Consider the following 13,897-nt stretch of genomic DNA (forward strand, 5'->3'; position numbering starts at 1 on the left):
TGCTAAGAACCGGGCTATCCTTATCACCGCACCGTCATTTCTTGATGCGCTCGACCCAGACCGCGAAGGCGTCGATGTAGGCCTTCAGGACCTTCTCCAGCGCTTCCTTGGTCAGGTTGCCCTTGTCGTCGAACGCATCGCCCACCCCGTTCAGATAGATTTCGGGCTGCTGCATGATGGGCCCGGAAATGCCCGGAAGAATGGACTTCAGGTGCATGGCAGCGCCCATGCCGCCGACGGCGCCCGGCGAGTTGCTGATGATGCCAGTCGGCTTGCCGTTGAACGAACTTTTGCCCGGCGGGCGCGAACCGACATCGATCGCGTTCTTCAAAACACCGGATGTCGAGCGGTTGTATTCCGGCGTGACGAACAGCACCGCGTCACATGCCTGGACCTTCTCGCGGAACGCCGTCCAGTCCGCCGGCGGAGTGGCCTCAAGATCCTGATTGTAGAACGACAGACCGTGCAGCGTGACGATCTCAAACTTCAGCGCGGGCGGCGACAGCTTGGCGAGCGCATTCGCGATCTTCAGAGAAAAGGATTCCTTGCGGAGACTGCCGACGATGACGGCAACGGTAGAGGCCATGAGACGATCCTTTCAACTACTGAACACGCGAGAAGCCCGGATTAGCCGCCCGGCCCGAACGATGCAAGTGCATTAAATCTGGCTCACAATTGTGCGATTATCCAAGCACGTCGTCGTTGTGTTGTCCCAATCGCGGCGCGCCGGAATGCGGATGCGGCCGCACGCCGTCGAATGAAATCGGCAAACCCACCACCGGCAGTTCACTGCCCGGCAGGGTGCGCATCAGATCGGACGCCTTGAACTGCTCGGTCTGCTGCAATTCCGCGATGGTGTTGACCGGACTGCACGGCACGCCGAGCGACTGGAACAATGCGATCCACTCCGCGCGCGGTTTTTCCCGCATCACGGGCACGATCAAACCAATCAGCACATCGCGATGGACGAACCGGTCCCTGCCCCGCGCGAATCTGGGGTCCGTCGCCCATTCCGGAAAACCGAGTGCGCCGGCGAGTTTGTGAAACAGCCGGTCATAACCGGCCGCGATCACCAACGGGCGATCTGCGGTATCGAACACCTGATACGGAACGATGGTGGGCGTCGCAGCGCCCGTGCGATTGGAAAGCTCGCCGGTGACATGATAGCTCGCGAGCGACGAATCCACCCACGACGCAGCACTATCGAGCAGCGAGGTATCTATCACGCATCCCTGTCCCGTGACATGGCGCTGCTGAAGGGCCGCGAGTGCGCCGATGACGCACCACTGCGCGGTCGCCTTGTCGTTGATGGCGGGCGCGCAGAACGTCGGCGGGTCTTCGTGGCGGCCGGTCTGCATCATGACGCCGCCGAACGCCTGCAGCAGCGGATCGAACCCCGGCGCTTTCGACAGCGGGCCCTTGGGTCCGAACGCCCAGATCGAGCAATAGATCAGCCGCGGGTTGATCGCGCGCATGTCGTCGGGGCCGATGCCGAGATCCTTCACGACACCCGAACGGAGATTCTGGATCAGGATGTCGGCGTCGCGCACCAGCCCTTTGAGTTTTTCGATATCGGCCGCGCTCTTCATATCGAGCGTCACCGACCGCTTGTTGCGGTTGGTGACGTGGAACATGATCGAGGCCTCCTCAATGAAGGGAGGTCCCCAGCTGCGTGCGTCGTCGCCGCCATCGGGCTTCTCGATCTTGATGACGTCCGCGCCCATGTCGGCCAGAATCGCGCCCGCCAGCGGACCCGCAAGCGCCTGTCCGATTTCGATGACTTTGATTCCGGCGAGCGGACCTTGCATGGCGTCGTTCTCCCGCAACTTGATTTTAGCGGACGCCACTCAAGCGAGTGCGGCCCGCCAAGGCAAGCCGCAAGCCCGATATGAAAACGAAACCCAGCGTTGCGTCGCCGTATCTTCCGGCGCAGCGCTAGTTACGCCAGCGCCCTGAGCGCCGACCTGCCCGCGTAGATCGCCTGTGCGCCCAGTTCCTGCTCGATACGCAACAACTGGTTGTACTTGGCGGTGCGGTCCGAACGGGCCAGCGAGCCCGTCTTGATCTGTCCGCAGTTCGTCGCCACCGCGAGATCGGCGATGGTCGAATCCTCGGTCTCGCCGGAACGATGCGACATCACGGCGGTGTAGGCCGCCTTGTGCGCCATCTCGACCGCCGCAAGCGTTTCGGTGAGCGAGCCGATCTGATTGACCTTGATCAGAATGGAATTGGCGCGGCCGTTCTTGATGCCGTCCGCGAGGCGCGTGACATTGGTCACGAACAGATCGTCGCCGACAAGCTGGCACTTCGAACCGATCAGATCGGTCAGTTCCTTCCAGCCGTCCATGTCGTCTTCGGCCATGCCGTCCTCAATGGAGACGATCGGATAGCGCGACACCAGGTCTGCGAGATACTTGGCCTGCTCCGAGCGCGAGCGGGTCTTGTTTTCGCCCTCGTAAACATAAGAGCCGTTCTTGAAGAACTCGGTGGACGCACAATCGAGCGCCAGCATCACGTCGCTGCCGGCCTTGTAGCCAGCCTTGCCGATTGCGCTCATGACGAAATCGAGCGCCGCGTCCGCCGACGGCAGGTTGGGCGCGAAGCCGCCCTCGTCGCCGACATTGGTGTTGTGACCGGCCTTCTTCAACTCGCCCTTCAGCGTGTGGAAAATTTCCGCGCCACACCGCAATGCCTCGGCGAAATTCTTGGCGCCGACCGGCATCACCATGATTTCCTGGAAGTCGATCGGGTTGTCCGCGTGCATGCCGCCGTTGACGATGTTCATCATCGGCACGGGAAGCGTGCGCGCCGAGGTGCCGCCGACATAGCGGTAGAGCTGCATGCCGAGCGATTCCGCAGCGGCCTTCGCCACCGCCAGCGACACGCCGAGAATGGCGTTGGCGCCAAGGCGGCTCTTGTTCGGGGTTCCGTCCAGTCCGATCATGGTGTCGTCGATCTGGACCTGCTGCTCAGCCTCCATGCCGCCGATGGCGTCGAAGATCTCGCCGTTGACGGCTTCCACCGCCTTCAGCACGCCCTTGCCGAGATAGCGGCCCTTGTCGCCGTCGCGCAGTTCGACAGCCTCATGCGCGCCGGTGGATGCGCCCGACGGCACGGCGGCGCGGCCCAGCGAGCCGTCTTCCAGCACCACATCGACTTCGACGGTCGGGTTGCCACGGCTGTCGAGGATTTCGCGGCCGATAATGTCGACGATTGCGGTCATGTGCGCCCTTTCAGGAGTCAGTTCGGGGATTTGGGGCCGCTTCTACAGGAACGCGCCGCGCTCGAAAAGGCCAAGCCAAGCGCTTGATCTCGTGACGTTTTGATAAAGAACGGCTATCAGACGGCAAACGGAGACAGTCATGTCGAAAAAGCCTCGCGCCCCCAAGGCCGCCGCCCGGTCGCTGCAACTCGGCCATCAGGTCGAACTGCCCGCCTCGCCCGACCAGGCCACGCTCGACCGCGTGCCCAATCCGCATACAGACACGAATTACGTGGCGCGGTTCACGATGCCGGAGTTCACGTCGATCTGCCCGGTCACCGGCCAGCCGGACTTTGCGATCATCGTGATCGATTATGTGCCGAACAAATGGCTCGTGGAGTCGAAGTCGCTCAAGCTCTATCTCAACAGCTTCCGCAACGTCGGCTCGTTCCACGAGGATTGCACGGTGTCCATCGGCAAGCGGCTGACGACGCTGCTGGCGCCGCGCTGGCTGCGAATCGGCGGCTATTTCTACCCGCGCGGCGGCATGCCGATCGACGTGTTCTGGCAGGCCGGAAAACTGCCGACGAACGTGTGGATGCCGGATCAGGGCGTTCCGCCCTATCGCGGCCGAGGCTGATTCATTTGCGCGTGCGCTAGATATCCGCCATTTCCGGCGGCTCGTCGTTGCGCTCGCGGTTCAGCAGACGCGCGGCGACGACACCGAGAATCAAGACCGCCGCGGCGCTCATGGTCAGCGTTGCGAACTTGCCGAAGTGCGACAGCGCAAAGCCGTACATGATCGGGCCGATCGCCTGGCCCATGAAAAAGAAGAACGCATGCAGCGACAGCGCCGACGCGCGCGCTTGCGGCGCGAGATCGCTGGAGAAAACCTGCAACGATCCGTGCAGCGAATAGAACCCCCAGCCCATGATGAGCAGCGAGACCGCCTGCACTTCCCAGCGCGGGCCGAAGGCGACGACAATGAACTGCAATGCGACGACGGCCGCGCCGCCGATCATCAGGCTTTTGACGCCGAGCTTCGGCAACAGCCGCGACACGGTCATGGTGTAGAGCAATCCGCCGACCGCGAACGCTGCGATAACCACGCCGGGGATCGATGCGCGGGTCTCGCCAAGTTCGAACAGGAACGCGGCCACGAACGCGAACAGGCCGAGCACCAGCGCGCCTTCGATAAACACCGCCGCGTAGCAGACGCGTGCATTGGGATTGGTGAAGATGGTGCGATAGCCGTCCTTGAGCGCCGTAAAGCTCATGCCGCCGGACGCGCGCACCACGCCGCCGCGACGAAAGCCCATCGTGACCGCGACAGAGGCCGCCAGCACGATCAATCCGAGCACGATCAGCACGCCGCGCCATCCGACGAAATCCGCGATGATACCTGACGCCGTTGCGCCCAGAAGGTTGCCGGTCATCGCGCCGGCCAGAACGCGGCTGAGCGCCACCTGCCTCTGTGCGGTCGGCACGAGATCGCTGGTCAGACCCATGGCGACGGGAAACGTGCCGCCGGCCGCAAAACCGCACAGGATGCGCGAGAGGAACAGCATCTCGAACGATGTCGCCATCGCGCCCACGATGTTCGCGGCGCCGAGCAGCACGAGACAGACGATCATCAGCTTGGCCTTGCCGAACATATCGGCCACCGCGCCGAGGATCGGCTGCACAAAAGCGAACGACAGGGCGGCGGCGGCGGACAGGCTCGCGGCGGTAGCAGCCGTCACGCCGAAGTCGCCGGAAACCAGCGGCAACACCGGCTCCATCGAGCGCGACGACAATGCCGCCGCGAAGGTGGTGGCCGCAATGACGTTGAGGATCGGCAGCATCGGTCTGGCTGGACGCCGCGTTACGCTCGCGGCCCTTTTTATGTTTTGATTGTTATGATCTGGCGGCCATTACGATTTTGATTTAGCGAGCGCGTCGAACGCCATCAGGTTTTTCACAAGCGCCTCGAAATCCTTCAGCGGCACCATGTTGGGACCGTCCGACGGCGCGTTGTCCGGATCGGGATGGGTTTCGATGAACACGCCCGCGACACCGACGGCCACCGCCGCGCGCGCCAGCACCGGAACGAACTCGCGCTCGCCGCCCGACGATGTGCCCTTGCCGCCCGGCTGCTGCACCGAGTGAGTGGCATCGAAGATCACCGGCGCGCCGGTGGTGCGTGCGAGAATTGGCAACGCGCGCATGTCGGAGACGAGTGTGTTGTAGCCGAACGACGCGCCCCGCTCGGTCACCAGCACGTTGGCATTGCCGCCGCCCGTGATCTTGGCGACGACGTTCGCCATGTCCCAGGGTGCCAGGAACTGACCCTTCTTGACGTTGACGACCTTGCCGGTGGCAGCCGCCGCCAGCAGCAGATCCGTCTGCCGGCACAGAAAGGCAGGAATTTGCAGAACGTCCACCGCCTCCGCGACATGCGCGCACTGGTCAACTTCGTGAACGTCAGTGAGGACCGGCAGCCCGAGCGACGAGCGAATCTCGGCAAAAATCGGCAGCGCCTTCTCGATGCCCAGGCCGCGCGCGGCGGAGGAACTGGTGCGGTTGGCCTTGTCGAACGAGGTCTTGTAGACGAGGCCGATCTTGAGGCGCGCGGCGATCTCCTTCAGCGCGGCGGCGACTTCCAGCCCGTGCGCACGGCTCTCAAGCTGGCACGGCCCGGCAATCACCGCCAGCGGCAGCGCGTTACCGAACCTGACGTTGCCTGCGGAAACCACCGGAGCCGCGGAAATATTGGCGTTCAAAGCATATCCTTTTCAGAAATCGTTTTGACCATGCCGAGCTAGCCGCGGCGGATCAAGTCTGGCCGGTTAAATCTTCTCGGGCGCCTCGAATATCAGGGTTGCGCCAAAGGCGGCCTCGGGCGGCACCACAAGCCGTCCCATCTGCCGGTGCGACGCAATCCCACCGCCATCCAGCGCCCTTTGAACCGCATCGATGTCCGGAACGGCAAGCCGCAATCCATTCAGCGATGCGCCTTCGCCATCGGCCTTCGGCGTGACGCCGAAGCGATCGCGAAATGACACTGCCTCCACAATCTCGACATCACCGCGCGGCGTGCGAGCCGTCACGCCGATCGAGCTTGCGTGCAGGTCGCGAACGCCGGTGACCGCGCTGAGAAAAATATGATGATCGCTCGGATTGTCGGCGACGAGGACCGCGCCGAGCACATCGCTTGCGCCATTGGCGTGCTGTTGCAGTTCCCTTTTGTAGAACATGGCCGGATCGCGGTGCTGGATCGCAAAGAAGCCGGCATGCGGCGACATGTCATCGCGCGCGAACGCCAGTGTGAAGCCCACCGTCACGACCGAGCCATCCGGCAATGTCGCGTCGCGCGTAAACGGCAAAGCCTTCGAGACGCCGATGCCGCGCTGCCTGAAATCGTCCACATCCGCGTTGATGTCGGCGCTCTCGAGCGCGAGCATCGAGAAACCATCACCGCGCGCGATAAAGTCGCGGTTGGCGATGCCGAAGACTTTCGCCAGCCCCTCGGCGTGAGGTTTTTCTCGCAGCTTCTCGGGTTCGCCGACCGTCAGCACCTCGATGAAGAAGCCGGGGAACTGCACGACATGATTGTGCGTGCCCCACGGATGCCTGTTGCGCGCGCTGACCTTGAAGCCGGCGCGGCGATAAAAATCCGCCGCCGCATCGAGATCGCGAACGGCGTGGACGATATGATCGAGACCGCGAGGCATCGGGGACGCGCGCCTTTACTTCACCGATGAAAATGCTGTCGGCGTCAGAAGCTGGCTGACGATGTTCTCGACGATCTGACCGTCCTTTTCGCTTTCCGCGCGCACCGATAGCCAGGCGGGATCGTTCATGAACGCGGTCCATTTCTGCTCGCGTTCAGCCAGCGACTCCCATGCGAGGAAGTACGTCAATTCCTGATTGGACTGGCCGATCACCGTGGTGAAAAAACCGGCCTGACGGATCCCATGCTTTTCCCAGATCTTCAGCGTATGGTTTTCGAAGCGCTTCAGCAAATTTGGAAGCCGCCCCGGCAGACAGCGATAGACACGCATTTCTTGGATCATGGTCATGGCACCTTGTTGTTTGAACCGGCGCGCGAACGGCGACGACTGGTATTATGCAGGCTCTCCCGATCCGGCATATAGTGGCCTGATTGTTTCATTATCAAGCGGCTCCGGACCATAGAACATATGCGGAAGGTTCACATGCGGCCCCTGTTGCTTTGCCAGATCGTTGTGGCGATGACCGTCTCGGGCTTCGCGCACGCGCAATCACCCGGTACACCCGGCGTGGTGACAGGCGGCGCGGCCGGCGTCACGTTCAACGGCAAGCCAGCCGCGCGTCAGGGCGACACGACCAGCGACGGCGGAGTGATCGCGGAAGGGTCCTCAAACGTCTTCATCAACGGCAAGCCGGCCGCCATCTCCAGCGGCAAGACAAGCTGCGGTGGTGTTGTGGTCGGCGGCGGTGGCGGCGTCTTCATCAACGGAAAGCCCGCAGCCCGCACCGGCGATCTAACATCGGGATGCCCGAAGTAAACCGCGTCACCGTCCGGCGTAGCGCTCCGTTGTCAGGTTCAGATCGAACGCTTCTTTCTCGGTAAGCCAACGGATATCCTTGCTCGCCGTCATCGCCTGCATGATCGAGGGGGAAACGCCCATCCGGGTCATGTAGTCGAGGATGATGCCGGTGGTCTGCTGGGTTCGCGCCACGATGTCACTCGCGGACTCCTCGCCCTTCGACGAAGTGCTGGTGAACTGGTGCACGCCGAGCGCGGAACGCGGCATGGCTTCGCGGACTTTGCCGCCCGCAAAAACGAACACGCATGCGCTGGCGCAACGTGAAGGCTGTGGACGGCCGCCGGAATCGACTTTCCCAACCACTGTCGTCAGTTCGCGGGATCGCACCACCGCGCCCATGATGAGCCCCTGATCGAGCGAGCCGCCGGGCGACGACAGGAAGATCGTATCTCCAGCGGTCAGCCTGGCCGCGTCGAGTTGCTCACGAAACCAGCTCGCGGCGCCGGGGCCGATCCGTCCCTCAATGGCGAGCGCCTTGCGGCCGTCTGGCATGGAGACCGCTGACGCCGTCATGCTGGAAGAAACGAAAACGTCCTTCCAGTAGGACCACGCCCCCGGCGATGAGATATCCCGATAGGCGGGAATGAGGACGCCTGCCAGCAGCAGGCCGACGAAGAGAACCGACGCCAGCGTTCCCCCGCCACGCCAGCGGCGCGCGGGCGCCTGTGGCGGCGCCGGCTGCGGATATTGCGGTGGCGGCTGTGATGGCGCGCCCCACGGCGACGGGGTCTCCGTGCGGGCAGGCTTCGCGCGTGCGGCACCTACTTCCGGCACGGAGCCTTTCGCAGATTGTCGGCGTTCGCCTTCAGTCATTCCGCATCCTGAAACACTCCGGCCAGCGCAATGGAGGTGCGGCCAGATACGTCCGGATCAGACCAGCCGGCTCTGGACCATCGCGGCCTGCACGAACGATGCGAACAGCGGGTGCGGTTCGAACGGACGCGATTTCAGTTCGGGATGATACTGCACCCCGATGAACCACGGATGATCCTCGTACTCGACGATCTCCGGCAGGACGCCATCGGGCGACAGGCCCGAGAAGCGCAGGCCATGCTGTTCGAGCCGGTCCTTGTAAGCGGTGTTGACCTCGTAGCGGTGGCGATGGCGCTCTGAAATCTCGGTCGCGCCACCGTAGACCTCCGACACGCGGCTGCCCTTCTTGAGCGTCGCCGGATAGGCGCCGAGACGCATGGTGCCGCCGAGATCGCCCGCCTTGGTGCGCTTCTCGAGTTCGTTGCCGCGCAGCCATTCGGTCATCAGGCCGACCAGCGGTTCTTTCGTCGGACCAAATTCGGTGGAGTTGGCCGCTTCGATACCCGCGAGATTGCGCGCGGCCTCGATCACCGCCATCTGCATCCCGAAGCAGATGCCGAAATACGGAACGTCGCGCTCCCGCGCGAACTGCGCCGCCTTGATCTTGCCTTCCGCGCCACGCTGGCCGAATCCGCCCGGCACCAGAATGCCGTTGACGTGTTCGAGGAACGGCGCGGGATCCTCGTTCTCGAAGACTTCCGACTCGATCCAGTCGAGATTGACCTTCACCTTGTTGGCGATGCCGCCGTGCGACAGCGCTTCAATCAGCGATTTGTAAGCGTCCTTCATGCCGGTGTACTTGCCGACGATGGCGATGGTCACCTGGCCTTCCGGATTGCGGACGCGCTCGTTGATGACATGCCACGAATCCAGCGCGGGCTGCTTCACATCGACGATGCCGAACGCGGCGAGCACTTCGTCGTCGAGGCCCGCGGCGTGATACGCCTCCGGCACGGCATAGATGTTGTCGACGTCGCGCGCCTCGATCACGGCGGTTTCGCGTACATTGCAGAACAGCGCCAGCTTGCGCCGTTCTTCCTTCGGGATTTCCCGATCAGTGCGGCACAGAAGAATATCCGGCTGGATGCCGATGGAGCGCAATTCCTTGACCGAGTGCTGCGTCGGCTTTGTTTTCAGTTCGCCCGCGCTTGGAATGTACGGCAGCAGCGTGAGGTGAATGTAGATCACGTCGCCGCGCGGCAGGTCGTTCTTCACCTGACGAATCGCCTCGAAGAACGGCAGGCCTTCGATATCGCCGACGGTGCCGCCGACTTCGCACAGCACGAAGTCGTAGCCGTCATTGCCGTTGAGGATGAAATCCTTGATGGCGTTGGTGACGTGCGGAATGACCTGAATGGTCGCGCCGAGATAATCGCCGCGGCGCTCCTTGGTCAGGATGTCCTGATAGATGCGGCCGGTGGTGATGTTGTCGGCCTTGGTCGCCGGACGCCCCGTGAAGCGTTCGTAGTGACCCAGATCGAGATCCGTCTCCGCGCCGTCATCGGTCACGAACACCTCGCCGTGCTGATACGGCGACATCGTTCCGGGATCGAGGTTGAGATAGGGATCGAGTTTGCGAAGGCGGACCTTGTAGCCTCGTGACTGCAACAGCGCACCGAGTGCGGCTGAAGCCAGACCTTTGCCGAGCGAGGAGACCACGCCGCCGGTGATGAAAATATACCGCGCCATGGGATTTAACCTTTATCTCCGCCGTCGTGATTCGCAAAACTAAACGCACACAAACGCCGGCGAATTGCAGCGCTGTGGACCACTTGGATATGTAAGTTCAGTCAGGGACTTGGAAGGCAACTCTGAGACTTGCAGGCAAGCAACTCGCGCATGACTGCAATTCTTTGTCCCTTATTTCGACTGCGGCGCCTGCGGAGCGGATGGCGCCGCCGGGGCCTTCGGAAGCGAATCCAGCAGACCGCCTGCCGGTGCCGCCGGAGCGCCAGGCTGCGAGATCGGCGCCGGGCTGGTGTTGATGATCGACGCTGGCTTGCGCTCGTAGCTCGCGAGCCACGACAGGAACAGGCTGGTGATGAAGAAGCCCGCGGCCAGAATCGCCGTGGTGCGCGTCAGGAGATTGGTCGTGCCACGGCTCGACATGAAACCGCCGCCACCTCCGCCGCCGACGCCGAGGCCGCCGCCCTCAGAACGCTGAAGCAGCACCACGCCGATCAGGCCGAGAACGAGCATGAGATGGATGACGATAATGACAGTCTGCATCGTGACCTTCCGTCACAAGCCTCTGGCACCGGCAGCCGGGCGCACATGAAGCTTGCGGGGGTTGAAGTTGCGCGGTCTGTACACGATTGCAGGGGTGATTGTCACCCCCGGCGGACCGCGATCAATAACCGTGATTTAGAGACACGCGGCCGCAATCGCAAGGAAATCAACCGCTTTCAGGCTCGCTCCGCCGACCAGCGCGCCGTCGACGTTGGCAACGGCCATCAATTCCGCTGCGTTTGAGGGCTTCACGGAGCCGCCGTAGAGGATTCGCATACCGCTCCCCTCCTGGCTAAAGCGTTCATTGAGTTTAGCCCGGATAAACCCATGAACTTCCTCGATATCCTTGGTTGTCGGGGTGCGGCCTGTGCCGATCGCCCAGACCGGCTCGTAAGCGACGACCAGATTGGCGGCGGTCGCCCCATCCAGCACCGATCCGGCGAGCTGTCGTCCCACCACCTCCAGCGCCTGCCCCGCGTCACGTTCGGCCTGCGTCTCGCCGACGCAGACAATCGCAACCAATTTGGCCCGCCAGGCCGCCTCGGCCTTGGAACGTACCAGCGCATCGCTCTCGCCGTGATCGGCCCGGCGCTCGGAGTGACCGACAATGACCGCGCTCGCGCCCGCATCGGCCAGCATCTCGGCTGAAATATCGCCCGTATGAGCGCCGGAGGCCGCCGGGTGGCAATCCTGCGCGCCGATCGCAACCTTCGATCCGGACACAACGGCGGTGGCGGTGAACAGCAGCGTCGCCGGCGGACAGATCAGGAGATCGGCCCTGCCCTTCAGATCGCCCGCACCCTGCCAGATCGACGCCAGTTCGTTCATTGAGGCTTTCAGGCCGTTCATTTTCCAGTTCCCGGCGATCAGGGGGCGGCGCTTGTCGGTCATGATTGATCTCGCGTGACGGTGGGTTGATTTGCGCTAGCAGAGGCCTTCCGCCGACGCCAGTTCCGCAGGCGGGGTTTCCACACGGCGGCCCCGATGGATAAGGGCTTTTTCCAAAAACCGGTTCCGCTTTCGGGATCATACCGTTAACCGCGCTGAAGCGTCGCCGTCAGCATGGTTGCTAGGGAACCGGCACCCCTTTATATGTCGGCGAAACAACGCGGTAACGCCTCCGGCGAGCCGCCACCCCTCCTCCTGAACATCAAGTTGGTCCCATGCTCCGAGGAATGCGCAAAGCCTCATCGAATTGGCTCGGCAAGACGGTGATGTCCGTCATGTTCGGCGTGCTGATCGTCAGTTTCGGCGTCTGGGGCATTGCCGACATCTTCAAGGGATTCGGACAGTCGTCGCTCGCCAAGATCGGCAGCACCGAAATCACCACTGAACAATTCCGCAATCTGTTCACCGACAAGGTGCAGCAAATCGGACGCCGTTTCGGCCGGCCGCTCACCATGGAGCAGGCGCGCAACTTCGGCCTCGACCGCCAGGTGCTTCAGGAAGTCATCGCCGACGCAGCCCTCGACGAAGACGCCCGCCGCCTGGGCCTTGGACAATCGGACGCCGACGTGGCGCGCATGATTTCCAACGACCCGAATTTCAAGGGCGTCGATGGCAAGTTCGATCAGGAGCGCTTCGTGCAGACTATCCGCCAGTTCGGCTATACCGAGCAGCGCTATGTCTCCGAGCAGCGCCGCCGCCTGCTGCGCAACCAGATCACCAGCACGGTGGTCTCTGGACTTGAGCCGACCAAGACCCAGCTTGACGCACTGGTCCGCTTCCAGAACGAACAGCGCTCGGCCGACTACCTGCGGCTGACCTCGGCTCAGGCCGGCACCATCGCGCCTCCCTCGCCCGAGGCACTGGCCGCCTATTTCGAAGACCGCAAGCAGTTGTTCAGGGCACCGGAGTTTCGCAAGATCGCCGTGCTGACGTTGACGCCGGACGACCTTGCGAAGTGGATCAACGTCAGCGACGACGACGCCAAGAAGATTTTTGAACAGCGCAAAGAGCGTTACGCGACGCCGGAACGCCGGCAGGTGTTCCAGATTCCGTTCCCGAACGCCGACGAGGCGAAAGCCGCGCGCGACCGCATCGCCGCCGGAACGTCGTTCGAGGACATCGCCAAGGAGCGCAATCTCACCCCAAGCGACATCGACCTCGGCAACGTGACACGGGCCGCCATCAGCGATGCCGCGATCGCGGATGCCGCTTTCGGACTCACACCGGACTCCGTCAGTCAGCCGGTCAAGGGCACACTCGTCACCGCGCTGCTGAAGGTCACGAAAGTTGAACCCGGCACCAACCCGACCTATGAAAGCGTCGCAGCCACAATCAAGCGCGAGATCGCGCTGGAGCGCGCGCGGGCGCAGTTGCAGGACCTGCACAACAAGATCGAGGACGAGCGCGGCGGCGGATCGAACATCGCCGAAGCGGCTCAGAAACTCGGGCTCAAGGCCGTCACCATCGAAGCTGTCGACCGCTCCGGCCGCGGGCTCGACGGCAAGCCGGTGACAGGCCTGCCGCAAGGCATCGACATCACGACACCTGCCTTTGCCAGCAACATCGGCGTCGAGAACGAGCCGGTCCAGTACAACGGCGGCGAACTCTGGTTCGACGTCCTCGGCATCACGCCGTCGCGCGACCGGCCGCTCGACGAAGTGAAGGAACAGGTCGAGACGCGCTGGCGCGACGAACAGGTCTCGACCCGTCTTCGCACCAAGGCTGCCGAGATCGTCGAGAAACTGAACAAGGGCGCGGCGTTCGACGCGGAAGCGACTGCCGCCGGCGTGAAGGTCGAAAAGGCCGCCCTCTTCCGGCGCGACGCGGATCCGAAGAATGTCCCCGAACGGCTTGTCGCAGCCGCGTTTCGCACACCGAAGGACGGCGTGGGACAGGTCGAAGGCAGCGGCGCCAGCGAGTGGATCGTGTTCAAGGTCACCGACGTGGTCGTGCCGCCGGTCGATCTCGCATCCGATGACGTGAAGAAGCTGAAGGAAAATCTCCAGCGGGCGGAAATGGAAGAGCAGATCGCCGCCTATGTCGCCAAGCTGGAGGCCGAGATCGGCGTCACGATCAACCAGAACGCGTTTGCAGTCGCGACAGGTGCGGCGGCCGCCGCTCAATAGTAAGCTCA

General features: G+C 63.1%; 14 protein-coding genes. 3 read left to right on the plus strand and 11 right to left on the minus strand.

Annotated elements, in window-relative coordinates:
- Nucleotides 1–34: 34 nt before the first annotated feature.
- The 3 genes from AC07UB_RS03165 to eno form a co-directional block, all read right to left on the minus strand.
- Nucleotides 35–586: an NADPH-dependent FMN reductase gene (locus tag AC07UB_RS03165; RefSeq protein WP_492789074.1), complete on the minus strand. Its 552-nt coding sequence runs from the start codon at nucleotides 584–586 to the stop codon at nucleotides 35–37.
- A 97-nt stretch (nucleotides 587–683) separates the two neighbouring features.
- Entirely contained in the window at nucleotides 684–1,808 is a 1,125-nt protein-coding gene (locus AC07UB_RS03170; RefSeq protein ID WP_492789073.1) for a CaiB/BaiF CoA transferase family protein, read from the minus strand.
- Between the two features lie 131 nt (nucleotides 1,809–1,939).
- On the minus strand, nucleotides 1,940–3,223 hold the full coding sequence (gene eno / locus AC07UB_RS03175) for a phosphopyruvate hydratase (RefSeq protein WP_494652187.1): 1,284 nt from the start codon (nucleotides 3,221–3,223) through the stop codon (nucleotides 1,940–1,942).
- A 139-nt stretch (nucleotides 3,224–3,362) separates the two neighbouring features.
- On the opposite strand from eno, the gene queF reads away from it, so the two are divergent.
- Nucleotides 3,363–3,842: a preQ(1) synthase gene (queF, locus tag AC07UB_RS03180; protein WP_492789071.1), complete on the plus strand. Its 480-nt coding sequence runs from the start codon at nucleotides 3,363–3,365 to the stop codon at nucleotides 3,840–3,842.
- Between the two features lie 16 nt (nucleotides 3,843–3,858).
- Here queF and AC07UB_RS03185 read toward each other — a convergent pair whose 3' ends face one another.
- The 4 genes from AC07UB_RS03185 to AC07UB_RS03200 form a co-directional block, all read right to left on the minus strand.
- Complete coding sequence (locus tag AC07UB_RS03185; RefSeq protein WP_494652185.1) at nucleotides 3,859–5,046, minus strand: MFS transporter; 1,188 nt, start codon at nucleotides 5,044–5,046, stop codon at nucleotides 3,859–3,861.
- A gap of 69 nt (nucleotides 5,047–5,115) precedes the next feature.
- Entirely contained in the window at nucleotides 5,116–5,964 is an 849-nt protein-coding gene (gene kdsA, locus AC07UB_RS03190) for a 3-deoxy-8-phosphooctulonate synthase (protein WP_492789069.1), read from the minus strand.
- A 66-nt stretch (nucleotides 5,965–6,030) separates the two neighbouring features.
- A complete protein-coding gene (locus tag AC07UB_RS03195) occupies nucleotides 6,031–6,915 on the minus strand; it encodes a VOC family protein (protein ID WP_494652183.1) in 885 nt (294 codons plus the stop codon).
- A 15-nt stretch (nucleotides 6,916–6,930) separates the two neighbouring features.
- Nucleotides 6,931–7,257, minus strand: coding sequence for an NIPSNAP family protein (locus tag AC07UB_RS03200; RefSeq protein ID WP_492792614.1), 327 nt, complete (start codon nucleotides 7,255–7,257; stop codon nucleotides 6,931–6,933).
- Between the two features lie 141 nt (nucleotides 7,258–7,398).
- Between AC07UB_RS03200 and AC07UB_RS03205 the strand changes: the two genes are divergently transcribed.
- Complete coding sequence (locus tag AC07UB_RS03205) at nucleotides 7,399–7,731, plus strand: PAAR domain-containing protein (protein WP_494652182.1); 333 nt, start codon at nucleotides 7,399–7,401, stop codon at nucleotides 7,729–7,731.
- Nucleotides 7,732–7,737: 6 nt separating this feature from the next.
- On the opposite strand, the gene AC07UB_RS03210 is transcribed toward AC07UB_RS03205, so the two are convergent.
- The 4 genes from AC07UB_RS03210 to tpiA all read right to left on the minus strand — a co-directional run bounded on the left by AC07UB_RS03210 (nucleotide 7,738) and on the right by tpiA (nucleotide 11,706).
- Nucleotides 7,738–8,586: a COG3904 family protein gene (locus AC07UB_RS03210; RefSeq protein WP_494652180.1), complete on the minus strand. Its 849-nt coding sequence runs from the start codon at nucleotides 8,584–8,586 to the stop codon at nucleotides 7,738–7,740.
- 57 nt (nucleotides 8,587–8,643) lie between these two features.
- Nucleotides 8,644–10,275 carry a CTP synthase gene (gene pyrG / locus AC07UB_RS03215; protein WP_492789065.1) on the minus strand — a complete coding sequence of 544 codons (1,632 nt, stop codon included), beginning with the start codon at nucleotides 10,273–10,275 and terminating at the stop codon, nucleotides 8,644–8,646.
- 171 nt (nucleotides 10,276–10,446) lie between these two features.
- A complete protein-coding gene (secG, locus tag AC07UB_RS03220; RefSeq protein ID WP_492789064.1) occupies nucleotides 10,447–10,815 on the minus strand; it encodes a preprotein translocase subunit SecG in 369 nt (122 codons plus the stop codon).
- A 135-nt stretch (nucleotides 10,816–10,950) separates the two neighbouring features.
- Nucleotides 10,951–11,706, minus strand: coding sequence for a triose-phosphate isomerase (gene tpiA, locus AC07UB_RS03225; RefSeq protein WP_492789063.1), 756 nt, complete (start codon nucleotides 11,704–11,706; stop codon nucleotides 10,951–10,953).
- Between the two features lie 284 nt (nucleotides 11,707–11,990).
- Between tpiA and AC07UB_RS03230 the strand changes: the two genes are divergently transcribed.
- A complete protein-coding gene (locus tag AC07UB_RS03230) occupies nucleotides 11,991–13,889 on the plus strand; it encodes a peptidylprolyl isomerase (protein ID WP_494652177.1) in 1,899 nt (632 codons plus the stop codon).
- The last annotated feature ends 8 nt before the right edge of the window (nucleotides 13,890–13,897 follow it).

This window comes from Afipia sp. GW821-FHT04G03 (assembly GCF_059419985.1).

What these genes read in the sequence shown, in the direction of transcription:
- AC07UB_RS03165 (WP_492789074.1), bottom strand. Translation starts at nt 586, where the DNA reads ATGGCCTCTACCGTTGCCGTCATCGTCGGCAGTCTCCGCAAGGAATCC.
- AC07UB_RS03170 (WP_492789073.1), bottom strand. Translation starts at nt 1,808, where the DNA reads ATGCAAGGTCCGCTCGCCGGAATCAAAGTCATCGAAATCGGACAGGCG.
- eno (WP_494652187.1), bottom strand. Translation starts at nt 3,223, where the DNA reads ATGACCGCAATCGTCGACATTATCGGCCGCGAAATCCTCGACAGCCGT.
- queF (WP_492789071.1), top strand. Translation starts at nt 3,363, where the DNA reads ATGTCGAAAAAGCCTCGCGCCCCCAAGGCCGCCGCCCGGTCGCTGCAA.
- AC07UB_RS03185 (WP_494652185.1), bottom strand. Translation starts at nt 5,046, where the DNA reads ATGCTGCCGATCCTCAACGTCATTGCGGCCACCACCTTCGCGGCGGCA.
- AC07UB_RS03195 (WP_494652183.1), bottom strand. Translation starts at nt 6,915, where the DNA reads ATGCCTCGCGGTCTCGATCATATCGTCCACGCCGTTCGCGATCTCGAT.
- AC07UB_RS03200 (WP_492792614.1), bottom strand. Translation starts at nt 7,257, where the DNA reads ATGATCCAAGAAATGCGTGTCTATCGCTGTCTGCCGGGGCGGCTTCCA.
- AC07UB_RS03205 (WP_494652182.1), top strand. Translation starts at nt 7,399, where the DNA reads ATGCGGCCCCTGTTGCTTTGCCAGATCGTTGTGGCGATGACCGTCTCG.
- AC07UB_RS03210 (WP_494652180.1), bottom strand. Translation starts at nt 8,586, where the DNA reads ATGACTGAAGGCGAACGCCGACAATCTGCGAAAGGCTCCGTGCCGGAA.
- pyrG (WP_492789065.1), bottom strand. Translation starts at nt 10,275, where the DNA reads ATGGCGCGGTATATTTTCATCACCGGCGGCGTGGTCTCCTCGCTCGGC.
- secG (WP_492789064.1), bottom strand. Translation starts at nt 10,815, where the DNA reads ATGCAGACTGTCATTATCGTCATCCATCTCATGCTCGTTCTCGGCCTG.
- tpiA (WP_492789063.1), bottom strand. Translation starts at nt 11,706, where the DNA reads ATGACCGACAAGCGCCGCCCCCTGATCGCCGGGAACTGGAAAATGAAC.
- AC07UB_RS03230 (WP_494652177.1), top strand. Translation starts at nt 11,991, where the DNA reads ATGCGCAAAGCCTCATCGAATTGGCTCGGCAAGACGGTGATGTCCGTC.